The sequence below is a fragment of the Sphingomonas sp. Leaf343 genome (genome assembly GCF_001423765.1).
In the GTDB taxonomy this organism is placed as follows: Bacteria; Pseudomonadota; Alphaproteobacteria; order Sphingomonadales; family Sphingomonadaceae; genus Sphingomonas.
Genome location: NZ_LMPG01000016.1, coordinates 165,277 through 188,103, shown reverse-complemented (window position 1 = coordinate 188,103; position 22,827 = coordinate 165,277). Strand labels below are relative to the sequence as shown.

At 62.4% G+C, this 22,827-nt stretch carries 17 protein-coding genes and 1 tRNA gene; 9 read left to right on the top strand and 9 right to left on the bottom strand.

The window, feature by feature from the left end:
• Positions 1-205: 205 nt before the first annotated feature.
• On the bottom strand, positions 206-1,228 hold the full coding sequence (locus tag ASG07_RS16210; protein ID WP_055849348.1) for a restriction endonuclease: 1,023 nt from the start codon (positions 1,226-1,228) through the stop codon (positions 206-208).
• Positions 1,221-4,058 carry a DNA methyltransferase gene (locus tag ASG07_RS16205; RefSeq protein ID WP_055849345.1) on the bottom strand — a complete coding sequence of 946 codons (2,838 nt, stop codon included), beginning with the start codon at positions 4,056-4,058 and terminating at the stop codon, positions 1,221-1,223. The genes ASG07_RS16210 and ASG07_RS16205 overlap by 8 nt, the downstream gene beginning before the upstream one ends.
• 183 nt (positions 4,059-4,241) lie before the next feature.
• Between ASG07_RS16205 and ASG07_RS17335 the strand changes: the two genes are divergently transcribed.
• The 4 genes from ASG07_RS17335 (at position 4,242) to ASG07_RS17330 (ending at position 8,039) form a co-directional block, all read left to right on the top strand.
• Positions 4,242-4,982, top strand: a complete 741-nt coding sequence (locus ASG07_RS17335) for a hypothetical protein (protein ID WP_156361911.1) — start codon at positions 4,242-4,244, stop codon at positions 4,980-4,982.
• Positions 4,983-5,070: 88 nt separating this feature from the next.
• Complete coding sequence (locus ASG07_RS17040; RefSeq protein WP_082474879.1) at positions 5,071-5,247, top strand: helix-turn-helix domain-containing protein; 177 nt, start codon at positions 5,071-5,073, stop codon at positions 5,245-5,247.
• A complete protein-coding gene (locus ASG07_RS16200; RefSeq protein ID WP_055849342.1) occupies positions 5,244-7,247 on the top strand; it encodes a phage/plasmid primase, P4 family in 2,004 nt (667 codons plus the stop codon). Before ASG07_RS17040 ends, ASG07_RS16200 begins: the two co-directional genes overlap by 4 nt.
• 153 nt (positions 7,248-7,400) lie before the next feature.
• A complete protein-coding gene (locus ASG07_RS17330) occupies positions 7,401-8,039 on the top strand; it encodes a hypothetical protein (protein ID WP_236694752.1) in 639 nt (212 codons plus the stop codon).
• 305 nt (positions 8,040-8,344) lie between these two features.
• Here the strand turns inward: ASG07_RS17330 and ASG07_RS17030 are convergent, their stop codons facing one another.
• The gene (locus tag ASG07_RS17030; RefSeq protein ID WP_082474877.1) at positions 8,345-10,144 is read right to left on the bottom strand and encodes an RNA-directed DNA polymerase; all 1,800 of its coding nucleotides are present in this window, start codon (positions 10,142-10,144) and stop codon (positions 8,345-8,347) included.
• 592 nt (positions 10,145-10,736) lie between these two features.
• Positions 10,737-10,827, bottom strand: a tRNA-Ser gene (locus tag ASG07_RS16190).
• An 86-nt stretch (positions 10,828-10,913) separates the two neighbouring features.
• Between ASG07_RS16190 and ASG07_RS16185 the strand changes: the two genes are divergently transcribed.
• The gene (locus ASG07_RS16185; RefSeq protein ID WP_055849336.1) at positions 10,914-11,783 is read left to right on the top strand and encodes a peptidylprolyl isomerase; all 870 of its coding nucleotides are present in this window, start codon (positions 10,914-10,916) and stop codon (positions 11,781-11,783) included.
• Here ASG07_RS16185 and ASG07_RS16180 read toward each other — a convergent pair.
• The 5 genes from ASG07_RS16180 to ASG07_RS16160 all read right to left on the bottom strand — a co-directional run bounded on the left by ASG07_RS16180 (position 11,761) and on the right by ASG07_RS16160 (position 17,232).
• Complete coding sequence (locus ASG07_RS16180) at positions 11,761-12,354, bottom strand: peptidylprolyl isomerase (protein ID WP_055849332.1); 594 nt, start codon at positions 12,352-12,354, stop codon at positions 11,761-11,763. The two genes, ASG07_RS16185 and ASG07_RS16180, sit on opposite strands and share 23 nt — an antisense overlap.
• Positions 12,355-12,496: 142 nt before the next feature.
• Positions 12,497-13,783 carry an OmpW/AlkL family protein gene (locus ASG07_RS16175; protein WP_055849329.1) on the bottom strand — a complete coding sequence of 429 codons (1,287 nt, stop codon included), beginning with the start codon at positions 13,781-13,783 and terminating at the stop codon, positions 12,497-12,499.
• A gap of 62 nt (positions 13,784-13,845) precedes the next feature.
• Entirely contained in the window at positions 13,846-15,270 is a 1,425-nt protein-coding gene (locus tag ASG07_RS16170) for an aminotransferase class I/II-fold pyridoxal phosphate-dependent enzyme (RefSeq protein ID WP_201781054.1), read from the bottom strand.
• A 109-nt stretch (positions 15,271-15,379) separates the two neighbouring features.
• Positions 15,380-15,757 carry a response regulator gene (locus tag ASG07_RS16165; RefSeq protein WP_055849326.1) on the bottom strand — a complete coding sequence of 126 codons (378 nt, stop codon included), beginning with the start codon at positions 15,755-15,757 and terminating at the stop codon, positions 15,380-15,382.
• Between the two features lie 17 nt (positions 15,758-15,774).
• Positions 15,775-17,232 carry a sensor histidine kinase gene (locus ASG07_RS16160; RefSeq protein WP_055849324.1) on the bottom strand — a complete coding sequence of 486 codons (1,458 nt, stop codon included), beginning with the start codon at positions 17,230-17,232 and terminating at the stop codon, positions 15,775-15,777.
• 131 nt (positions 17,233-17,363) lie between these two features.
• Here ASG07_RS16160 and ASG07_RS16155 point away from each other — a divergent pair, with 131 nt between their 5' ends.
• The 4 genes from ASG07_RS16155 to ASG07_RS16140 are packed head-to-tail and all read left to right on the top strand — an operon-like array spanning position 17,364 to position 22,826.
• Positions 17,364-18,776: a sensor histidine kinase gene (locus ASG07_RS16155; RefSeq protein ID WP_082474875.1), complete on the top strand. Its 1,413-nt coding sequence runs from the start codon at positions 17,364-17,366 to the stop codon at positions 18,774-18,776.
• Positions 18,773-20,731, top strand: a complete 1,959-nt coding sequence (locus tag ASG07_RS16150; RefSeq protein WP_055849317.1) for a response regulator — start codon at positions 18,773-18,775, stop codon at positions 20,729-20,731. Before ASG07_RS16155 ends, ASG07_RS16150 begins: the two co-directional genes overlap by 4 nt.
• Positions 20,728-21,249 (top strand): response regulator transcription factor, encoded by a 522-nt coding sequence (locus ASG07_RS16145; protein WP_082474874.1) that lies wholly within the window; start codon positions 20,728-20,730, stop codon positions 21,247-21,249. Before ASG07_RS16150 ends, ASG07_RS16145 begins: the two co-directional genes overlap by 4 nt.
• A complete protein-coding gene (locus ASG07_RS16140; RefSeq protein ID WP_055849310.1) occupies positions 21,246-22,826 on the top strand; it encodes a putative bifunctional diguanylate cyclase/phosphodiesterase in 1,581 nt (526 codons plus the stop codon). The genes ASG07_RS16145 and ASG07_RS16140 overlap by 4 nt, the downstream gene beginning before the upstream one ends.
• Position 22,827: the final 1 nt, after the last annotated feature.

Sequence of the window (22,827 nt, the reverse complement as noted above, 5' to 3'; positions counted from 1 at the left end):
TCTGACGGTTAGCTCAATGTGCCGGCTTACGATCGGGAACAAGGCGGAGGCCGCCTATCGGCGCGGCGACCTGTTCAATAAGCGGCGCGGGCTCATGGACCCTCGGGCGAGCTACTGCGGCGAAAATGCGGGCAACGAGGTTTGGCTAGCTGTTGGAAACAATAAAGCTGCGGAAACTGCTAATGCTCGTGTGCCACCGATCATGCTAGCCGCTGACCGGATCAGGAACATATATCCGTTTCAATGGCAGCATAACGCGGTAGCGCGGCGCTAGTCGATCATAATGGACAAGGATCGTCTGGACCAGATCTTCGCCATCGAGGAGCCGTAGGCGAGGATTGTTGCGTTCCCGTATCCTAGCCTGTCGCGAGTAGGACCCTAGCGTGACAAACAGCGCGTATTCACCCTCTCCCAAGGTTCCCAGCAACTGGCTGACTTCCGGCTCACCTACCTGCCCCGTCTGCCTCTTGCATTGTACCTTGATGATGGGCGGCTGAAATCCAAGCTGATCGGTATGGGCGATTACATCAACGCCACCATCACCGCTTTTCTCAGAAACCCGTGCCGAATATCCCATGCACTCCAGCAAGTGCGCGGTAAAATGTTCAAAATCATATCCGCTGAGCGAGCCATGTAGGCGCCGCACGATGAAGTCGGCTGTTGTCTCTTCCGCGACTTGCGATGCCTGCTGCGCGGTCAAGTCGTCTGATAGTGGCGCTTCGGCGGTTTCGATTGGCGTGGAATATGAGAGACCGGGCGTGGCTTTGGCAGCAAATTCAGCGGTATGCTCCCGAATGCGGAACAGGGTGATAAACGAACCTATTTCGTAGAGCGCTGATTGGCTGAAGGCGTCACGCGGTTCGTGTGCCAGCCACTCAACGCCTTGATGATTGGGGTAGTCGGCGCGCCAAGAGGCGCCTGTTCCATCGTGCCACTTCTTCCCTGTAGCCCTTCCGATATGCACCATGCGATCGTGCTTGGAGGGGTAAACGATCAGGTCGTCTGCTTTCACCTCAAAGGCGAACTTGAATAGCGTTCCGGCGTCCACCGGTATGGCCCCGGGCTTCTTTTCAGGATAGCTTTGCGCCACCAGCCGCTTGAACACGTGCCGATCCGGAGTCAGCGCAAAGATGTTCCCCAGCGCTGGCCAACCAAGGCTGATGAACCCTCCTTCAACTGGATCGCTTCCGACAGCGGCCGGAATGTGGATGCCCCACGCTTCAGCCATTGTGCTCGCTTTCGGGGATGTTGGCAGCGCTTGCCTGCTTCTGGCGGGCTATGCGGCGGTTCTGCCGGATGCCTTCATTCTGGAGCGGATCGACAAGCCGCTGGTAGAGGGTGAACAGATGTTCCACGCGCTCGCGATCGGAGCCGAAGGGCGCTTGGCGGTAGAGGCGTTCCACCGCCCCATCTAGCTCGCGATGTGCACGCCGCAGCTCGGCAGGCATCGTGTCGGGATCGTAAAGGTCGGCGAGCGTAGATGTGGCATTCTTTGGCAGTGTACGGGCATCGAGCACAGCTTGGGCTAGGAGCTCGATCCGCGAGCGCTTCGTTGCTGTAGCATCAGGCCACGGGAAGGTGTTGTACACCACACCAACAGAATACATATACCGGCTTTCAAGCCGGCCAGTAATAGCGCGCATGTATGCCATATGCATACGACTAGTCAAGATAGCGAACTCCCATCTTGATGCGCTTGGTAGTATCCGCAACTTCTGATTTGCTATAGAATCTGGACCCATCCATCCAATCGGAATGTAATGGCGCCGTTCCGAGCTCGTATTAGGAATGACTAAGTAGTCTGTTACTAGGCGTTCGTCGACACCCAGCCGGGTTGGTTCATTTGCCATCTGGACGGTGGCAGGCCGCGTACTGGACAGCCGGTACTTCCGTACAGCAGCAACACGTTGCCGTACCAACGGCAACCGTCGCAGGTCTGATGGAGAAGCATCAACAAGGTAGAGAATCCAGCGGTGGAAACCGTTTATGAACTCGTCTCCGCCCAAATAGCGACGAAAGAGTGCCGCAGCATCAGGCTCATCGGCAAGGAAGGCGACCTTATCCGTATTCTCAAAAGTGTAGTGCCCGTCGTCAATCATCTGCACGCCTGTTTTGAGACGACGCGCGCCGTTGATTGGTCTAGCTTCTTCCCTTACAGTTAAATGCCGGAACGTATCTGCGACACCTAGCAGATACGGACTTATGGTTGTGACCAATGACTCGGTCGCGGGAGAGTCGACATGGGCATACGAAAATAGACGCTTGGTATTCCGCTCTGCTCCACGCGACGTCAATCCAATGATGACGCAATGAACCTTGGCACGTCCAGGCCAGCGGAATGTTTGATGAGCGAAGATAATCTCTAGCCTGTTCGAAAATAATTTCGGCCACAGTTGTGCCGTCTGCTCTCCTTGGCAGATGGAATTAGTCGCCACGAAACCGATGCTAGCATGTCCCGCTTGCACGTAGATTGAGGCCTTCAGAAACCATGCAGCGACGTAGTCTAAAGTACCGCCGCTGCCACCAAGTTGAGCCAATCTCCGTACCTGCGACCTTTGCAATAGACTCTGTTGCTTTGCACCGACGAATGGCGGATTGCCAAAAACGAAAGAACACTTTCCTGCTGGCACCACCGCGTTCCAGTCCAGCTCAAGTGCGTCGGCATGTCGAACGCCCGGCGCGGTCACCAGAGGGATACGCGCGTATGTCTGACCAAAATCCTCCGCCAGTCGCGTGTTAGCGATATGATCGGTCATCCATAAGGCAACCTGTGCGATCATCGCCGGGAATTCGTCGATCTCAATGCCAAAGAATTGATCGACATTCAGTTTGGAAAGAATACGAACATCAATATCAAACTTGAAGTCAGCTCCCGACGCGCGGGCATATGTTTCCTTCAACACCTCTCGCTCGAGTTCTCGTATTTCACGATATGCTACGACAAGGAAGTTACCGGCACCGCAAGCAGGGTCTAGGAACGTAAGCCCGGCTAGCTTTTCATGGAAGTCGAGCAGCGCATCCCGCCTACCGCTTTTCCGTCCTTTGATGCGTGCGAACTCAACGCGCAAGTCGTCTAGAAACAGGGGCTCTATGACCTTCAGGATCGCCTGCTCGGGCGTATAGTGCGCGCCTTGCTTACGCCGCGCCACCTTATCAATGACGCTCTCAAACAAAGAACCAAAGATGGCTGGCGACACCTCGCCCCAGTCAAACATGCTGGCTTCCAGCAGCATGTCGCGCATCGCATTGTCGAACGCGGGCATGTCAATGCGCTCGCGGAATAGGTCGCCATTTATATACGGGAAGTCGCCCAAATCGATATCAAGGCCCCGCTGGCGCTTTTCTGGCGGCGTGTCGAGCACTTGAAATAGCTCGCTTAGCCAACGACCAAGGTCTCGACCGTCCGGACGCGTTCTGCGCTCTAGTAGATCAAGAAACATTCCCTTCCGCTCGAAGATACCGGTCTTGTCGGCGAAAAGGATGAACAGCAAGCGGACAAGCAGCCGTTCCAATTGATGTCCAACGTATCCGTCGTCTTCCAGCGCATTGTGGAGTCGCCCCATAAGCTGCGATGCTTGGCGATTAACTGGCGGCTGTTCTCGGAACAGCCGTGGCTGAACGCCGACGATGAAGGCGAACGCTTCGACGTGACGCTTGAGGTCGGCGAGGGGGAACTTCCACTCGCGACGGCTCTCCAAATCCACCAACTCAAAACGCTGGAAGTCACAAACCATCATGTAACGCGGGCGCTGCACCTCCGGCAGCCAATCATAATAGTCGAGCGCCTGCGCCATGGCGCGGGTAAGGTCGCGGCCTGAGCTCTTTTGCTCGACGATCAGCGTGCCCGGCCAAAACAGGTCGATGAAGCCGCTAGTGCGCGCGGTATCGAGCGCCTTCACTCGCTGTTCGTAGACAGCCACCTGCTTGCGGGGCACGCCGAAGATGGCAAAGAACTCGTCATAGAAACTCTGCGTCTGGCCTTTCTCATAGCCCTTACCTTTCCACTCTTCGCTAAAGCGGGCAGCGTTGGCGCGGATTTCAGGCCAGCTCAGGCGCATGGGGTCGTTTCGATCGTCATGGCCACAGCGTAGCCGGTTGGGCGTCGGGAACAAGGCGCCGCTTCAACCCTATCGAATACATCTCCTCCGGCCTATGTTCGCTATCGGGGATAGGCAGGCCAGCCGACAAGCGCGCATCTCACGTGCTTCCCCAGTCACACTGGGAGCCGTTTGGGAGGCGGGATGGACGACACGGGTATTCTCGACCGCCTTGTGCCGGCAAGCGACGTGTTCGACCTCCTAGCGCGTGCATACGATCAGCGGGGCGATTTTGCTAATTTCGACGTGTGCAAGCAGGCCGCAATCGACATGCTCGTTAGCCGCCTACGGAGTGGGCATGCGACGGCATGGTCCACGAATTGTTCGATCGACTCGACGCTTGATACCGGTAGCGTAACTGTTAACGAAATCGTGTCAGATTGGGACTTCCACCGGCACAGAGGATTTCCTGCTGTCATACCGCTGGAGTTTTGGGCGCACTTTGCGAATGCGGGAAGAGAGCGGCGTTCCTTTGATCGCGTCTCCGGCGACTTTCACTTCTCCTATACAGATGGCGACTATTCGTGCCGGGACGGTAGCGCCTTTGACGTCTGGCTTGACCCTCGCGGCCTACCTTCGGCCGCCGTGCTAACGGGGCAGGCAACTCACGCCGCCGCATCGGGCGACCCGCCCGCTAGGGCGTTGCCGGTGCCCAGCGGACGAGGGAGACCCGCCGCGAACTGGTGGCCCGCCTTCGCGGCCGAACTCGCTATCTATATCCATGAAGAAGGGCTTCCGAACGGCAGTGAAACGGAGGGACAAGGCACGATCATAGATGCCGTCCTGAGCCGATTGGCAGAGCGTGGCGCACGTGAGCCTTCTCGCGCCTCGATCCAGCCGGTAGTCAACGATGTCCTCCGACGGCTTCGCGCGGCCAGAAATTAGCTGCCAACTGTTTCCGGCCGAAAATGGCTGACTAGAAAGCGGCATGCCAACAAGCTCAGCCCGTCCATAACGACAAGGACGGACTTAAATGATTACATCTGAACCATCAAAGCTCGCCTACAGCATCCCTGAAGCCGCCGCCGCCGTCAGCATCGGCCGTTCCAAGATATACGCCCTGATCGCCGAGGGTCGACTGGAGACGCGCAAGATCGGCAAGCGAACGGTGATCCCCGCCGTCTCTCTGATAAAGTTGCTTGACGCATGAGGTGCCCGGCGGAGCTTCCGGACGCTTGGCGCACGCCCATTGTGCTTGGCTTTTCCGTGTTTCCCGTAGTGCATCGCGGTAAGAGGCCGGCTCTGGCGAGCTGGAAGGATTACCAGGCGAAACATCCGTCGCTTGAGACAGTGGCGGGCTGGAGCGACACAAAGAGCAACATCGGCATCGCCACAGGCGCTGTTTCCGGCCTGCTGGTGCTCGACCTCGACACTGACGAGGCCATAGCTCACGCGGAGTCTTGCGGCTTGCCTGACACGCTCACGGTCCGCACCGGCAAGGGTAGGCACGTCTATTTCGCCCATCCTGGCGGGAAGGTAGGCAATCGGGCCGGCATCTTTCCCGGAGCTGATATTCGCGGCGATGGCGGCTATGTGGTTGGTCCTGGCTCCGTTCACCCTAGTGGCAGCGCCTATGAGTGGGAGAATCCGCCGGGCCCGTTCGGTCTGGCACCGCCACCTTTATGGCTGGCGAGCATGCTTCGTATGCCATCTCAGATTGCCAGTGAGGCGGCGAAGGTGCGCCGCGCCCCGGCCGGAACGCGGAACGACCAGTTGAACAAGTCTGCTTTTCGGCTTGGGCAGCAGGGAGCTGAGCCGGGCGAGGCTCGCCGCGCACTTTCCGCGGCGGCGGCTGAAGTCGGCCTAGACGCAGAAGAAACTAGGGAAACGCTCGCTAGCGGGCTTGCCGCTGGCCGGGCAAAACCGCGGCGCGGCGAACCCTCTGAGGATGAGATTGCACTAGCGTTCACGGCGCTTCACCGCGACACGCTGAGGTTCGATCACGATGTGGGACTTTGGTTTGAGTGGGACGGCACACGGTGGCGCTCGAATAACAGCCATAGCGCGTTCAATTATGCTCGTGAGATCGCGCGTCAGCATGGGGCGGCTGGCAAGGCCAACTTTGCGGCCGGTGTCGAGCGGTTCGCGCGCGCAGACCGTGGGCACGCCGTCAATGCCGGCCAATGGGATGCTGACCTCATGTTGCTCGGGACGCCAGGCGGCACAGTGGACCTACGGTCTGGAAATTTCTTCGAAGCACGCCCGAGCGATCACATAACCAAGCTGGCGGGCTGCACGCCCGAACATGGCGAGCCAACGCGATGGCTGAGCTTCCTGGATGAGGCGCTATCAGGTGACCGCGAAGCAGTCCGTTTTCTGCGTCTGTGGATGGGCTATTGCCTGACCGGCGACACGCGCGAGCATGCCCTGATTTTTCTTCATGGGCTGGCTGGCACGGGCAAGAGCGTGTTCCTCAACACCGTTGCCGCAGTCCTTGGCGAGTATGCCGTCACCGCCGCTATGGAGACGTTCACCGCTTCCAAGTTCGACCGGCACTCGACTGAACTCGCTATGTTACGGGGTGCACGGCTGGTGACCGCCAGCGAAACGGAGGAAGGCCGAGCATGGGCTGAGGCTCGGATCAAGCAGATCACCGGCGGCGACGCCATCACAGCACGGTTCATGCGACAGGACAATTTCACTTACCGACCACAATTTAAACTCACGATTGTAGGAAATCACGCTCCGCGTTTGACGAACCCCGATGACGCCATGCGACGACGCTTCAACATCGTGGGATTCAACGTAAGGCCGGCCGCTCCCGACCTGTTATTGGAGAGCAAGCTAAGGGCTGAGCATAGTCGCATTCTCGCTTGGGCTATTGCCGGGTGCATCGAATGGCAAGCTGGTGGACTGGTACGCCCTGCGACGGTGCAGACCGCCACAGCAGAGTATTTTGCAGGCGAGGATCTGATGGGACAATGGCTCGAGGAATGCTGCATTCTTCAATCCGGCGCGTTCGAGCTACCGGCTAAGCTCTACACAAATTGGCGGAAGTATGCCGACGAGCACGGGGAAACACCGGGCAACGCTATCGGCTTTGGTAAAAAGATGGCGAAACGGGGACTCGGCACCAGCTCTGTCAACGGCATTCGCGCCCATCGGGGGATCGAACTACGGTCTGAGCTTGGAAGTTTCGGCCATGACTAACGTCAAAGTCAGCACCGGAGCACAGTTCAGCACGGGTGCTAGCTACTATGTCAAACGCGCGCACACCTATGAGGGGGGGAGAGGTAGATCTGTGCTGTCCTGTGCTCCCGTGCTGAGTGGCAGGTACTTGACGCGGCAACTAGGGGACTGATTATGGCGCGAGCAAAGCCTAAGCCGACGCCACCTGTAGCGGAGATGCCAAGCGCCTCAAGAGAGCGCCGGCTGGCTGACATAGCGCTCGATCCTTTGTTTGGCAGCGCAGTGGTGGCGTCATCCTTCGGCAAGCACATCTCGGGCGATATCGATTTCACGGCATATTACGAGGCGCTGCACGAACGAGCGACAGCGATCCGAAACAACAAGCTAGGGAGCGCAGAGGATATGCTCACCGCTCAAGCTGCTGCACTGAACGCCATGTTCTTGGAACTGGCGCGACGGTCGGGCGCCAATATGGGCGAGTATATGCAAGCTGCCGAGACGTATATGCGGTTGGCGCTCAAGGCCCAGTCGCAATGTCGGGCAACGCTTGAGGCTCTGGCCATGATGAAAAACCCGCCGGTAATATATGCGCGGCAGGCTAACATCGCCAATGGACCGCAACAGGTGAACAACGGCGATGGCCTCACGCCTGCGAGAGATCTAGCAGATGCGCCGAACGAAGTATTGGAGTTAGAGCATGGCAAATGGCTGGAGCCCAGAGCGGCGTGCACGGCAATCGGTGGCGATCCGGCGCTGGAAGCCTTGGGAGCGGTCGACGGGACCGCAAACGGCCGACGGCAAGGCAAACGCTAGCCGCAACGCCGACAAGGGCGGACGACGATCGGCGCTCAGGGCTGATCTGGCTCGCCTTCGAGAGATGATGCGAGAGCTAATAGCGGAACAGCGGGAAGGCAGATGATTGAGGTCGAGAACGCAAGTTCGTGGAATATAATGATAGAATCCTTACGATGCGGACCCCCTCGCCGCGGTCATATTCGGATGCTATTACGCTTTCTTGAACCCCATGCAGCAAGTCCAAGCTTCAATATCAAGATTTGTGATTGCACCTCGTATTGACTGAGGAACATGAAAGCACGCGTTTGAATCACAAACTATATCTAGATGCCGAGTCTTTTTGAGATTGCTTTATAGTAACTGTCAGTAAAGGCCTTTGCATGGTTACTTTTAAGAGCAATAACTCTAGCTGGCGGTGCCGAGGTATTCAGCAAAGCCGACAGCAGGCAAAGAAACTTGGGATGCGTGATACCCGTCCCGCGAGATGGATTTGGCGCCTTCAAAGAGTCAAACATCAGCGCAAATGTCTTTGGGTCTTGCGATAGTTTCACATGAAACTTGTACGTGTCACGCACACCGGGATTTAGGGAACCCGCAAGGAGATTTTTGAAAGGAATCTCGTCGGGTGACCCGCGGAATAGCGGTGTAAAAGACGCAGCCAGCCTCCCAAGGCGCTCGTGCGGCGACCACAGACTGATAGTGCTTTGCAGTGTGAACAGAAGGTCTGAGGTCCCGCCGTATTTAGATAACAACCATAGTTTTGAGTACAGCCCAAAGTAATTTCTCGGATCATTGCTTGCCACTATCTGCTTGATTGCGGCGTCGCTGTGCCGCGTCATGACTAGGGTTTCAACAAGGAAATTAGCCATCTCGACCATCGCAGCATCATCTACAAGAAGCCCCGATGTACTCGCACGAGCCAAAACGTCAGCATAGGACCTCCGTAGGGGACTGGATCGAATGTACGAGTAAGCACTTTCCCGAACGGCTGGTCTGCGCCTTACAATATCCTCTAGGATCTCCGGCTTTACCCACGCACCTGATTTCGCAGCAAGGCCGAGCCAACGCTTCAGTATTTTCTCGCCACTTCCCGTGTCGAAAGCCTTCTTTCGCGACCCCCGACTGATACGGGCTGTGATGAGTTTTCGATGTCTATCCAAGGGAAGCCCGGATTTGAGTCGATTGTCCACGTTTAACTGAACTGAGTCGAGCCGGGCGTTCTCAAGAACACGAAAATGTGTGATTGCCTCTGATTGTGTGAGGATAGCCGTCTTGCCGCTATTCAGGCGAACCTGCTTTGTTTGGAGGACAAGATCAACAGCTCTTAACACCTGTTTGGCCTGAACGACTGTATCCACGCCGATGTCAATATCGTCCATAAAACGGACAAAATCCTGTCCAATAGCGCTAGCAAGATAGGCGTCTAATTCGTAAAGAAAGCAGTGCGCGAGAAGTCGTGGCGCATCTAGGTTCATCTGCGGCAAGCCGACTTCTATTCGGGGAGTATAATCAGGTTGCCAGAGCAGATCGCTAAGAACGTAGATTAACATATCTATGACACATTCGTCCACGCCACTAATTGACGAGATGGCATTGCGAAGATGGACATATGAGATGCTGTCGTAGTAATTTGAAATGTCAGTTACTACAATGAATTTTCGTGTTTTCGAAAATTCGAACAGCGCTCGCTGAAAGTTAAGCCAAGACGAGAAGGTGCCATATCCACTTTGCTGTATAGAGAATTTGTGATCCTTCGGTTCAAAGAAGGCTTTCTTCGTCGGCGCCTTTCCTTTTACTTCAAAGTAGAGCGCATCAGACAGGCACTGAAGAACTATCGCATCTTTGACGCTTGGTATGACTAATTGCCGACACAAACCCTTGCTTTTCTCCACAAGGATTCTCTGAGCCCTTTGTGGAACGTAATCTCCTGACAGAATCAGCTCCGACAACTTTCGACTTTCCACGCCTCGCGCGATATGAAAGTCAAAGTTCTCAATGCCGTCTGACATTAACTGGTCGCGCATCGACACACGCACCTTGGATTTCCACACCTCCTCGATGTTGCTGGGGGAAAAGATCGTACGGAGCTTCTTGGCCCGTATGTCAAAGCGGGGAGATTTCATTGTCGGTGGATCACAGCCTTCGAGCGCCAAGAACCACACGCTTACGAGACCGAACCTGCCGTGAGAAGGAAATGATTAAGCTGGCCGCCGTCGACGCTTGCGCAAGCTGGCGGAGTCCGAAATGCGGGTGCGCGGCTCTCCGCATTCATTTGCGTACTGGCGGTGGACCAACGTCAACGAACTATGCCGCTGTCGGCGGGCGCTCGATCTCCGACAATCATGCTCCAAACCATGCGGCATATTCGCACTACGAGGCTTACCAGTTTGACGAGACAGCAGTGCTGTGCCGAGACCTAAGGGCATATAGGGTGGCGGTTCACTAGTTTTCCGAACCCGCGGCACAACGGTTTACCGAAATCTGGATCCGAAGCTAATGTGAAAGCCGAAGCGCGGTGATGAAGGCCAATGATCTAGATTGAGCAGCCCGAGAGAAACGTTGCGATGATGACGCACTCGCCGACGCCCCTTTGCTGAACGCGCCTCGGAGCAGTCTCGGAACAAGCAAGCACCAGAGCACGGTAGGACCGCCAATGGGGCCCACCAAAGCCGCGCCACTTAAATCCCTGTAAAAAAGGGAAATTTAGTAGCGAGCTGGCGGAGCGGGAGGGATTCGAACCCTCGATACGCTTTTGACGTATACTCACTTTCCAGGCGAGCGCCTTCGACCACTCGGCCACCGCTCCGCATATCCTGGAGGGTCCGCGATAGGGTGCGTCGGGCGGTTGTGCAAGCGGTTGCTTGCACGGGCGGGGTGGGGCAGGCTGTAGCGATGCTGTCGTTTCTCCTCGCCCTGCTCCAGACTGCGGTTCCCGCTTCCTCCGATGCCCTGCCGGCGGACTGGCGCGCGATACCGGACGACGAGGTGGTCGTGATGACGCTGGCCGACGGCGGCCGGGTCGTCATCCGGCTGGCGGCTGGGCGGGCGGCGGGGCATGTTGCCAACATCCGGAAGCTGGCCGTGAAGAAATGGTGGGACGCGGGCGGCAGTGTGTACCGGGTGCAGGACAATTACGTCGCGCAATGGGGCGACGTGACCGAGAAGAAGCCCCTGCCCGCCGATGTCGAGGCGAACCCGCCCGCCGAATATGAGTGGCAGGGCGAAGCCCCGGTCGCGAAGCTGACGCGGCGCGATCCCTATGCCGAATGGGCGGGATATACCCGCGACGGCTGGCCGCTGGCGGGCAGCGGCGCGAGCCAGTGGCTGCCGCATTGTTACGGCATGGTCGGCGTCGCGCGCGATCTGGCCCCGAGCACGGGCAGCGGCGGCGACCTGTACGCCGTGATCGGCCACGGCCCCCGCGCGCTGGACCGCAACATCGCCGTCGTCGGTCGCGTGGTGGAAGGGATCGAGCGGCTGTCCGCCCTGCCCCGCGGCACCGGCGACCTGGGTTTCTACAAGGCGCCGGCGGAGACGCCGATGGCGATCAGGTCGGTCCGGCTGGCGAGCCAGATGCCCGCCGCCGAGCGCCCGCGCTTCCAGTACCGCGCGACGGACAATCCCCGCTTCGCCGCATGGATCAAGACGCGCGAAAACCGTCAGCCGCCGTTCTTCGTGGTGCCCGCGGGCGGCGCGGACATCTGCAACGCGATGCCCCCGGTGCGCCGCGCGCCACCCGTTACGGCAGACGCCGCGCGCTGAGAATCCGCACCGGCGCGGCGAGCATCTCCCCCCGGGTCGCCGCGGGACCGGCCGTCGCCGAGCGCGGCGCACCCCATATGCGGCGGACCACGTCCATGCCCCCGACCACGCGGCCGAACACGGCATAGCCGGCCTTGTCACCGGATCGCGACGGATCGGCGTCCAGATACGCCACGGTGCCGAGGATCACGAAGAAGTCGCCGGTCGCGCTGCCCGGCCGGCCCCGCGCCATCGAGATCGCGCCATCGACATGCGCCAGCCCGGTGGCGTCGGTCGCCTCGTGCCGCACCGGCGGCAGGCGACGTTTGGGATCGTCCCTGATCCCGCCCTGAAGCAGGCCGATCCCCTCCCCCAGATGCGCCGCGCGGTAGAAGCTGGTGCCGTCGAGGCGCTTGCCATCGACATAGCGCAGGAAGTTCGCCGTCGTCGCCGGCGCATGGTCGCGATCGAGTTCGAGGCGGATCGGGCCGGCCGTGGTCGTCATCTCGACCATCACCGTCGGGCTCGCCTGCTGCGCCGCCGCGGGTGGCACGATGCCGGCCAGCGCCAGACCCATCACCCATCGCCGCATCCCGTCGCTCCCGCCGCCCGAACCCGGATCCTAGGCGTGGCGCGACGCGCGTTCAACGCCGTGATACGACACGGGACGGCTGCCTGGAACGGGACGGGTTCGGATCGACGACCCCGATCATCCATCCCGTCCCGTCACGGCATCAGAAATGAAAGGCCGCGCCGCCCGAGAATGCCCAGGGGTCGAGCCGGGTGCGGCCGACCACCGCCGCGCCCCCGAAGGTGCCATAGGCATTGGGCCGCAGCAGCGCCTTCTTCACGTCGGCAAAGACGCCCCAGTTCTGGCTGACCATGATGTCGGTGCCCGCCTCGAACCCCCAGCCCAGATCGTTGTCGACCTTCAGGTTCTGGAATGCGCCGTCGGTGGTATCGAACACGATCATGTAGCTGGCACCGACCCCGACATAGGGCCGGATGCGGCCGCTGCGCGTCGGGTGGTACTGCACCGTCAGCATGGTCGGGCCGTACGTCACCTTACCCAGCTTCGGCAGTGCGCCGATGCTGCCCGCCCCGCGGATGTCGATGCTCGGCGGCAGGCCCAGCGTCGCATTGACCGCGATATTGGGCGTCAGGAAACGACCGATCTGGATCGTCGGCGTCTGATGCTCGTAGGTCGACAGGCCGGCGCCGGCATAGGGCGCCCCGCCGACCGACAGCGCGACCTTGTCCGCCAGCGTCAGGCTGGTCAGGCCGCCGCGCAGCGTCCAGCTGGTCGTGTCGGTATCGATCCGCGTCTCGCCCGGCGATGCGCCGCCGCGGCCGAACCGGGCGACGACGCCAAGCTGGATCGTCAGCGGATCGAGTTCCGCCTTCGCATCGACGCTCGCGAACCGGGTATAGGTCGCATCCAGCGGCAGCAGGCCGGTGGCGTTGGTGTGGTAGAACGCCTTTCGCACATCGGCGAACAGCCCCCATGTCCGCGACATCGCGACATCGACGCCGGCATGGACATAGGCACCATAGGCATTGGGGATGTTCAGCCCGACGCCCAGCCCGTCCCGTTCCTGCGTGGTGAAGTGGCGGATGACGCCGCCGCCGACATAGGGCTGGAACCGGCCACGGAACGGGTGCAGGCTGACGCCCAGCGTCGCCATCGTGAATTCGTCGTCGCCGAGATTGGGCGTGCCCAGCAGCGATCCCGCGGGCAGATTGTCGGTCGTCGCGGGCGTCGAGATCGATGCCTCCACCGCGATCGAACTGGCGATGTAGTAACCGCCCGTGACGACGCCGTGAAATGTCTCCCGCGTGGAATAGCCGGCGGCGGGATCGAGCACGCCGTCGGTCTTCACGTCGCCCTTGTCGACCAGCTTGGTGCGCGCGGCGGCGACGCGGACATAGGCATCGCCGGCGTCCTGCGCGAGGACGGGCGACGATGCGATCACGCCGGTCAGGCTGGCCGACAGCAACGCGGCCGTGATGTTCATCTTCATGACGGGGAGATTCCTTTTCGCGGGCGACATTTAGCAACACGCGGTAAACACGGCGTAAATCTTCAGGCGGCGAGTGAGCCCCGGCGACTGCGGGTCGCGGTGCGAGCCGGTGGCGCGTCCGGTTCCACGACGGTGCGGCGGACGACGGGACGATCCCGGTCGAGGGTCACGACCGTCGCCGCGCCGGTGTCCAGCGCGTTCATATCGTCGGTCGCGTCGGCGACCGCCGTCGACAGGCGATGGACCGCATCGATGATGTCGTGCTGGCTGTGCCGCGCCATCACCTGCAACCGGAACCGCGCCTGCCCCTTGGGCACCGCCGGGAACTCGACCAGATTGGCGAGCATGCCGAGCGACGGCAGCCGGCGGCTGACGAGCCGCGCCAGCGCCTCGCTGCCCATCCTGACGCAGACGATCGCGGACGGGTCGCCATAGACTTCCAGCCCGCAACCCTGGAGCAGGCTGCGCAGCATCAGGACATTGTCCATCAGCTTGCGTCGCAACGCCGCGCCCTCGTCCGATGCGACGATGTCGAACGCCTTGCCGACGATCGCGGCGTTGGCGGGCGACATCGCGTTGGAGAAGGTGTTGGGCGAGCTGTAGTAGCGCATATACTCCTTCACGCCCCGCCCCCGCGCGGCGACGAAGCCGCCGTTCGACGCGAACGTCTTCGAAAAGCTGCCCATCACCACGTCGACCTTGCCGAGCATGCCCTGCGCCTCGATCAGGCCGCGACCGGTGGGGCCGAGATTGCCCAGATCGTGCGCGACGTCGACGACCAGCGTCGCGCCATATTCGTGCGCCAGTTCCTGCATCGCGCGGATATCGGGCGTGTCCGAATCCATCGAGAACAGCGATTCGGTGACGAGCAGGATGCCGTTTTCCGTATCCGTGGCGCGGATCTTCGCCAGCTTGGCGCGCACGGCGTCGACCCGATTGTGGCGGAACAGATGGATATTGCGGGTCGCCGCCTGCGCGCCTTCCTGAAGACAGGCGTGGCTCAGCGCGTCCATGACGATGTGGTCGTTCGGCCGCACCAGCCCCTTGATGACGCCGAACCCCGCCGCCCAGCCGGTCGGGAACAGTGCGACATGATCATAGCCGAGGAAGTCGCCGATCTTCTTTTCCAGCGCGATCGACAGCGACGTGTTGCCGACCAGAGCGGGCGAGCCGGCGCTGTGGACGCCGAACGCGCGCATCGTCTCGATCGCGGTCTCCAGCACGCCGGCATGCGAATTGAGGCTGAGATAATCCTGGCTGGCGAAGTTCACGCCGTCGAACAGCTCGCCCTCGTCGGTGCGCGCGGTGCAGCGGCTGAACGCACCCTGCTCGGTCGACCGGCCCAGCGGCCAGACGCCCGCCGCGCGGCGCGTCTCCTGCCACTGATAGAAGGCATCGACGCGGGCCAGCAGGTCGGCGCCGGGCAGGTAACGGAAATCGCGCATGCTGCCAGCGAGGGCGCCGAACTGCGGCGTGTCGGTGGTCATAATCTGCCTCTTGTGGATCAGGTCGGGTCCGATCCCCATAGTTTCGCAAGCGATAAACATCAGCGAGCGGACACGGTTAAGTTCACGGCAAGATACTGTCCGTATTCGGTTATGCTGCTTCCCGACGCACGACATGCTGCTCGATCTTGGCGATCAGGTCGGGCAGCGACACCGGCTTGGTTTCGAAATCGACGCAGCCCGCGTCGATGCTGCGCAGCCGGTCGCTTTCCAGCGCATGCGCGGTCAGCGCGATCACCGGGATCGCGGCGCTGCGCGGATCGGCATGGATCGCCATCGTCGCTTCCCACCCGTCCATATCGCCGAGTGCGACGTCCATCAGGATGATGTCCGGCTGCGTCCCGGCCGCCATCGCGATCCCCTGAGGACCATCGATCGCGCACGTCACGACATAGCCCTTCCGCTCCAGCCGGCGTTGCAGCATGTCGCGGTTCAGCTCGTTGTCCTCGACGATCAGGATTCTGGTCATGGCATCGGTTCCGGTTGTCAGGCCGCGAAGGGCAAGGCGGGCGCGGCGGAGGTCAGTTCGGGCAGCGACAGCATCGTCGCGGGGCGTCCGTCGGACAGATGCACGGTCACGATCGAGCCGCCCAGCAGTTGCGCCAGCTTGTACGCCAGCGCGATTTCTATGCCGGTGCCGCCATATTTGGTCGGTGACGCATCGTCGCCATGTTCGAACATCTCGTGGATGATCGGCACGGCGCGCGCCTGCCCGTCCGGCCCCGTGTCGATGAAGGTGAAGGACAGGCCGCCCTCCGCCAGCGCGCGGCAGTCGATCGTCAGCGCGCCGGTGCCATGCTGCACGGCGATACCCGTCACCAGATGGCGGATGGCGGAGCCGGTCGCGGTCCAGTCCAGCGACCATTCCATCGCCAGCGCCTCGCCGGGCAGCACCTCCACGGTATAGCCGCCGATCCGGTCGCCCAGATCGCGAAGCCAGACGGACATGCGCGCGCCCGCCGAACCCGTCGCCGGATTGACCGGCATCTTGCCCGCCTCGATCCGCGAATAGGCGAGGATATCGTCGATCAGGCGCAACAGGTCGGACCCGGCGCGGTGGACATGGCCCAGATCGGCGACGGTGTCCGCGTCGTCCTCGTCCTCCGCCTCCTCCAGCAGCAACTGGCTGTACCCGATGATCGCGTTGAGCGGCGTGCGCAGCTCGTGGCTCATGCCGGCGACGAAATCCGCCTTGGCGGTGCTCGCCTGATTGGCGGCGGCAGTCAGGTTGCGGAGATTGTCGGAGGTGGAGACGAGCGAGTTCAGCTCGCGCGTGAATTCGCGCTGCTCATGGAACATCTTGGCGAAATAGAGCGACATCATCGCGAAATAGAGCGCGACGCTGGCCATCGAGATCATGCCGATGACCTGAAAATCGGACAGGTCTACGGCCGGCAGCGGCGTACCGTCGTAACAGCGCGCCAGAAAGAAGGCGACGTTGCCGAAGATCTGGATCAGCAGCACGTTGCGCACCCATCCCACCGGCGGCAGGTACAGGAACGCCAGCAGCGGAAAGATCAGGAGCCATGGCAGGAACGGCGAGCTGACACCCCCGAACGCGTAACAGGCCCATAGCGCGCAGAAGATCAGGTTCTGGACGGACAGGAACGCCAGCAGCTGGTACCGCCCCGTCGCGCGTAGCACGAACGGATAGATCCAGAAGGCGAGGATCGACAGGAAGAAGACGGTGGCGCGATAGTCGCGGCAGATACCGGTCACCACCAGATAGAGCGGGATGGTGTTGCCCAGGATCGGCCCGAACACGTGGCTGAGCATGAACATGCGCGCCCGGCGATGCGATTCCGCGTGCACCTGCATTTCGGCCGGGATGAAATGGTCGAGCAGCGCGGCCAGCGAGAACCACGCCCGGAACCGGGACCAGACGTTCTGCGACGAAAGATCGGGGGACGGAAAGCTGCGGGACGGGGCCAGCATCGTCTGCATTGCGGGTCCATTCTCCGGAAAAGGCGCGGGCGATCGGCTCGTCCTAGCGGGAGACCCCTAAAACCCGATTAAGTCCTGACTTCATCAATCATTAGGGGTGCCGGAGTAGGAGCGGAGCCGACCCCGGGGGCATGATGCACAAGCGTTTCTACCGCGCCATTGACTGGTTCATCCCGGCTGCCATGCTGCAGGGCGATTCCGACCGGCTGATGGCGCGGACCTTCGTCATGCTGCATCTGGCCGGCCCGCTGATGGGGCACAGCGTCACCTTCTTCCTCGCGCGCACCACGGCGGGCGAAAGCTGGCAGTTCTGGGTGACGGAGGCGATGGTCGCCAGCTTCCTCGCGATTCCGCTGCTGCTGAAGGCGAGCGGCGGCATCCGCCTGCCCGCGATGACCAGCGTGCAGATGCTGGTGGGCCTGTCGCTGTTCGGCTCCTTCTATTTCGGCGGCATCAGTTCGCCGCTGCTGCCGTGGTTCCTGATCGCGATGGTGCTGGGGTTCTTCTACCTGTCGGAATCGATCCGGCCGGTGCTGACCGGCATCGCGATGCAATTGTCGGCGTTCTTCGTGATGCGCCTGTTCTACGGCCATTTCCCGACGCTGATCGATGCGCGCGACCTGCACCTCGCCAATACCTTCTCGATCCTCGCGGCGCTGGCGTACATGACGATCCTGTCGCTGTTCTACGAGACGGTGCTGCGCATCAGCCTGAGCCTGGAGCAGGAGACGATCGACCAGCGCAGCAAGCTGACCATGGTGCGCGCGGCGATGGAGGCGGCCGAACTGGCCAGCAAGCGCAAGTCGATCTTCCTCGCCAAGATGAGCCACGAGCTGCGCACGCCGCTGAACGCCGTCATCGGTTATGCGGAGATGCTGCGCGAGAATTTCGAGGATCGCGACGATGCCGGCCAGAAGATGCAGGACCTGGACCGCATCCACGCCGCCGGCCGGCATCTGCTGGCGCTGGTCAATACCGTGCTCGACCTGTCGTCGATCGAATCCAACCGGCTGGAGCTGTCGACGGAGGCGGTCGACGTCGCATCGCTGATCGCGGAGGTCACCGCCACCGCATCGCCGCTGATCGCCAAGCGCGACAACCGGCTGGTCGTCAACATGCCGCAACCGCTCGGCACCATGGAGCTCGACCCGCTCAAGGTTCGCCAGTCGCTCCTGAACCTGCTGAGCAACGCCGCCAAGTTCACCACCAAGGGGACGATCATGATGACCGTCCTGTCGCGCACCACCGATCGCGGCGAATGGATGACGCTGGAGGTGACGGACAACGGCATCGGCATGAGTCCGGACGGCCTGCGCCGCATCTTCGAGGATTTCAGCCAGGCGGAGAACGACACCGCCAGCAAGTTCGGCGGCACCGGCCTGGGCCTCGCGCTGACGCGGCGGTTCTGCCGGATGATGGGCGGCACGATCGACGTGCGGTCCGAACGCGGCGTCGGCACCAGCTTCACGATCGAAATCCCCATCGTGCGCGTACGGGACAGCATCGCTTCCGCGCCGACGCTGACCTTCGGAGTGGCGGCGTGAAGCCCGCGATCTTCGACGAGGACGGGCACCGGCCGCTCCTCTATCAGGCGGCGCGACGGTCGTTGCACCTGCCGCTGACGATCGCGCTGCTCGCGGCGGTCGCGGTCGCGGTCCTGACGGGCACGATCGCCGGCATGATCGCGGAGCCGGCGACGCGGCTATGGCCGGCGGCGGCGGCGCTGACCGCGCTGGCCTGCGGCGGGATCGCCGCGGCCGTGGCCGCGCGCGTCGTCGCCCGGGCGATCGTCCGCGCGACGATCACGCCGCTGGAATTGCTGATCGGCCAGCTGGAGCCGGAGGACCTCGCCGCCTTTCACTGGCAGAGCGGCGAGGCGCTGTCGCGCAGCCAGATCGCCACCGACACGAAGCTGCTGAAGCGCCGCATCCGCGAGATCGGCCGCCGCGCCCGCGAGACGATCGGCGAACTGGAACAGGCGCGCGAGCAGGCCAACCAGCAGAACATCGCCAAATCGCAGTTCCTGGCGGCGATGAGCCACGAGCTGCGCACGCCGCTGAATGCGATCCTGGGCTATGCGATGCTGCTGCACGAGGACGCCGCGGATGCGGGCAGCACCGCGACGATGGCCGATCTGGACCGTATCCAGCATGCCGGCCGCACCCTGCTGGCGCTCATCAACGACATCCTCGACCTGTCGAAGATCGAGGCGGGGCGGACCACGGTCAGCCGCGTCGTGATCGACGTCAAGGCGCTGGTCGCGTCCGTCGTCGCGACCGCGGGCACGGACGCGCCGCCCAACGGCAACCGCTTCAGCATGACCGTCGACGACGGCGTCGGCATCATGATCGGCGACGTCGACAAGGTGCGGCAGTGCCTGTCCAACCTGATCAGCAACGCATTCAAGTTCACCCGCGACGGCGAGGTGGAGCTGACCGTCGCCCCCGTCGAGCGCGATCATCAGTCGTGGATCGGCTTCACCGTGCGCGACACCGGGATCGGCATCGCGCCCCAGCATCTCGACCGCCTGTTCGAGGCATTCCAGCAACTCGACGGCAGCCCGGCGCGCCAGTTCGGCGGCACCGGGCTGGGGCTCGCGATCGTCCGCCGGCTGGCGCGGATCATGGGCGGCGACTGCACCGTCGACAGCGTCGCCGGCCAGGGTTCGACCTTCCGCCTGCTGCTGCCGATGGGTGACGCGGTGATGCGGCGCGATCTGCCCGACCTGCCGGATGCGGTCGCCGAGGACAGCCGCTTCGTGGAGACGCCCTGTGCGGAGCACACCGCGCTGGTCGTGGACGACGATCCCGCCGCGATCGACCTGATGCAGCGCTGGCTGTCGCGCATGGGATACAGCGTGCTGTCGACCAACAGCGCCGACGCCGCGCTGGATCTGGCACGACTGCACATGCCCGATTTCATCCTGCTCGATGCGCTGTTGCCGGGGCGGACGGGGTATGACGTGTTGCAGGAACTGCGCCGCGATCCGCGGATCGGCCACATTCCCACGATCCTCGTCACGATCGACGACGACCGTGCCCGTGGTCTTCGTTCGGGCGCGACCGATTACCTGCGCAAGCCCGTGACGGAGACGCAGTTGCGCGACGTGCTGGACGTGTATCGCCTGCGCGCATCGGGCGAGGTGCTGGTGATCGACGACGACGACGATGCCGCCGACCTGCTGACCCGCTGCGTCGCGCAGGTCGGATTCTCCACCCGCCGCGCGATCAACGGGGTTCAGGGGCTGACGATGGCCGCCGACATCCGTCCGGACGCGATCGTCCTCGATCTGGCGATGCCCGCGATGAACGGGTTCGAAGTGATCGACAGGCTGGCGAGGGACGACGCCCTGCGGGACGTCCCGCTGATCGTCGTATCGGGCTGCGACATCACGCTCGACGAGCATCGCGGCCTTGCCGCCGCCGGCCACCGCTTCTTCCCCAAAGCCGCGTCCACTCCCCGCGAAATCGCGCAAGCCCTGAAGGAACTGGTCGCATGACCGCCCCTCTGCCGACCTCCATCCGTGCCCGGAAGCAGGTGCTGATCGTCGACGACGTCGAGGATAACCGCATCCTGCTCGACCGCGCCCTGCGCGCCAGCGGTTATGCGACGCTGCACGCCGATGGTGGTCGCGCCGCGCTGTCGATCATCTCCGCCAATCGCCCCGACATCGTCCTGCTCGACTGGATGATGCCGGGCTTTTCCGGGCTGGAGACACTGCGCGCGATCCGCGAACTCCATCCCAGAACACTCCTTCCCGTCATCATGTGCACCGCCGTGGACGAGGAGATGTCGGTCGTGACCGCCATGTCCGAAGGGGCCAACGACTATATGCTGAAACCGATCAGCCTCGCGATCCTGCGCGCGCGCATGTCGAGCCACCTCGACCAGCGCGACGCGCTCGCCAGCGCCACGACGGAGAAGCAGCAGGCCGAACGCCGGCTGGGCGAGCAGGCGCGCCAGATGTTCACCGCCATGGGCCGCGACCGATCGTCGGGCGACCGGTTCACGCGGTGAGGCTGTCCCGAAGCTATGACCGGCTGCGGTCCGCACCGTGGCGCTGGACGCTGGGGGCGGCGTTGACGGGTGCGCTGGCGGCCGGTGGTATTGGCGCGGGTATCGACGCGGGCGGCGGCATCGGTGCGGGGGCCGCGGGCGGTGCCGGCACATGCGCGGCGGTCGTGCTGACGGCGGCGTTCTGCGCGCTGGTCAGCGAAGCGCTGCGGCACCGCGCGCTCGCCCGCACGCTGGCCACGGGCAATGCCAGGCTGCGCGTGCTGCTGGACGTCGACCACCTGACCGGGCTGATGAACCGCACCGCGTTTCACAATGCGCTGGAGGATCGTGGCCTGCTCGATCACGACATGCTGGTCGTGCTGTTCTTCGACCTCGACCGGTTCAAGGACGTCAACGACACGCTGGGTCACAAGGCCGGCGACGATCTGCTGCGCAAGGTCGCGGAGCGCGTGCGGCGGACGATCCGGCACCCGATCGCGCTGGCGCGACTGGGTGGGGACGAGTTTGCGGCGGTGCTGCCGTGGCGGCACGAGGTATCGCCGGAGGAGCACGCGGAATCGATCGTCGCCGCCGTCGGCGAACCGTTCGATCTCGGCGGCACCCGGGTCGAGGTCGGCGCCTCCGTCGGCCTGGCGATCGGCGATCCGACGCGGCTGGACGGCACCGAATTGCTGCGCCGCGCCGATCTGGCGATGTACGCCGCCAAGGCCGCCTCCAGAGGCTGCTACCGCGTATTCGACGATGCCATGGACCGGCGCGAGATGCGCGAAAGCTCGGTACGCGTCGAACTGGGCCGGGCGATGATCGAGAACCAGTTCTCGCTCCATTACCAGCCGCTGGTCGATGCCCGCTCGGGCGCGTTCAGCAGCGCGGAGGCGTTGCTGCGGTCGCAGTCGCCGGCCCTGCGCGACATCAGCCCGTTCGCGCTGATCGCCACGGCGGAGGCGAGCGGGCAGATCATCGCGCTGACCGACTGGACGATCGAAACCGCGCTCGCCGCCGCCGCGCGACTGGAGAATGCGCCGATCGCGGTCAACATCTCGCCCGTCTATTTCCGCCACCCCGATTTCGTGTCGCGCGTCGTCGACCAGTTGCTCGCCGCCCGGGTTCGCCCCGAACTGCTCAAGGTGGAGATCACCGAGGGCGTGCTGATCGACAATCTGGAGTCCGCGCGCCATTCCATCGACCGGCTGCGGGAAATGGGCGTCCGCGTCTTCCTCGACGATTTCGGCACCGGCTATTCCTCGCTCAGCTACCTCCAGCATTTCGAACTCGACGGGCTGAAGCTGGACAAGTCGTTCCTCCGGTCGGTGGGCGACCGCCGCAAGACCAACCAGATCATCCGATCGATGATCGATTTCGGTCACAGCCTCGACATGCGCGTCGTGGTGGAGGGCGTGGAGAGCGACTGGCAGGCGCGCCTGCTCCAGATGCTCGGCTGCGACCTGTTGCAGGGATATGAGATCGGCATGCCGATGCCGCTCGACGATCTGATCGCGTGGCGGGCCGCCCACGACAGCGCGCTCTGGCGAAACCCGCACCCGGCATTGCGCGGGACAGGGGCGGCGGCGGCCTAGG

What these genes read in the sequence shown, in the direction of transcription:
- ASG07_RS16175 (WP_055849329.1), bottom strand. Translation starts at nt 13,783, where the DNA reads ATGAAGATGAACATCACGGCCGCGTTGCTGTCGGCCAGCCTGACCGGC.
- ASG07_RS17030 (WP_082474877.1), bottom strand. Translation starts at nt 10,144, where the DNA reads ATGAAATCTCCCCGCTTTGACATACGGGCCAAGAAGCTCCGTACGATC.
- ASG07_RS16185 (WP_055849336.1), top strand. Translation starts at nt 10,914, where the DNA reads ATGCTGTCGTTTCTCCTCGCCCTGCTCCAGACTGCGGTTCCCGCTTCC.
- ASG07_RS16180 (WP_055849332.1), bottom strand. Translation starts at nt 12,354, where the DNA reads ATGCGGCGATGGGTGATGGGTCTGGCGCTGGCCGGCATCGTGCCACCC.
- ASG07_RS16170 (WP_201781054.1), bottom strand. Translation starts at nt 15,270, where the DNA reads ATGACCACCGACACGCCGCAGTTCGGCGCCCTCGCTGGCAGCATGCGC.
- ASG07_RS16155 (WP_082474875.1), top strand. Translation starts at nt 17,364, where the DNA reads ATGATGCACAAGCGTTTCTACCGCGCCATTGACTGGTTCATCCCGGCT.
- ASG07_RS17040 (WP_082474879.1), top strand. Translation starts at nt 5,071, where the DNA reads ATGATTACATCTGAACCATCAAAGCTCGCCTACAGCATCCCTGAAGCC.
- ASG07_RS16165 (WP_055849326.1), bottom strand. Translation starts at nt 15,757, where the DNA reads ATGACCAGAATCCTGATCGTCGAGGACAACGAGCTGAACCGCGACATG.
- ASG07_RS17330 (WP_236694752.1), top strand. Translation starts at nt 7,401, where the DNA reads ATGGCGCGAGCAAAGCCTAAGCCGACGCCACCTGTAGCGGAGATGCCA.
- ASG07_RS16205 (WP_055849345.1), bottom strand. Translation starts at nt 4,058, where the DNA reads ATGCGCCTGAGCTGGCCTGAAATCCGCGCCAACGCTGCCCGCTTTAGC.
- ASG07_RS16210 (WP_055849348.1), bottom strand. Translation starts at nt 1,228, where the DNA reads ATGGCTGAAGCGTGGGGCATCCACATTCCGGCCGCTGTCGGAAGCGAT.
- ASG07_RS16160 (WP_055849324.1), bottom strand. Translation starts at nt 17,232, where the DNA reads ATGCAGACGATGCTGGCCCCGTCCCGCAGCTTTCCGTCCCCCGATCTT.
- ASG07_RS17335 (WP_156361911.1), top strand. Translation starts at nt 4,242, where the DNA reads ATGGACGACACGGGTATTCTCGACCGCCTTGTGCCGGCAAGCGACGTG.
- ASG07_RS16145 (WP_082474874.1), top strand. Translation starts at nt 20,728, where the DNA reads ATGACCGCCCCTCTGCCGACCTCCATCCGTGCCCGGAAGCAGGTGCTG.
- ASG07_RS16200 (WP_055849342.1), top strand. Translation starts at nt 5,244, where the DNA reads ATGAGGTGCCCGGCGGAGCTTCCGGACGCTTGGCGCACGCCCATTGTG.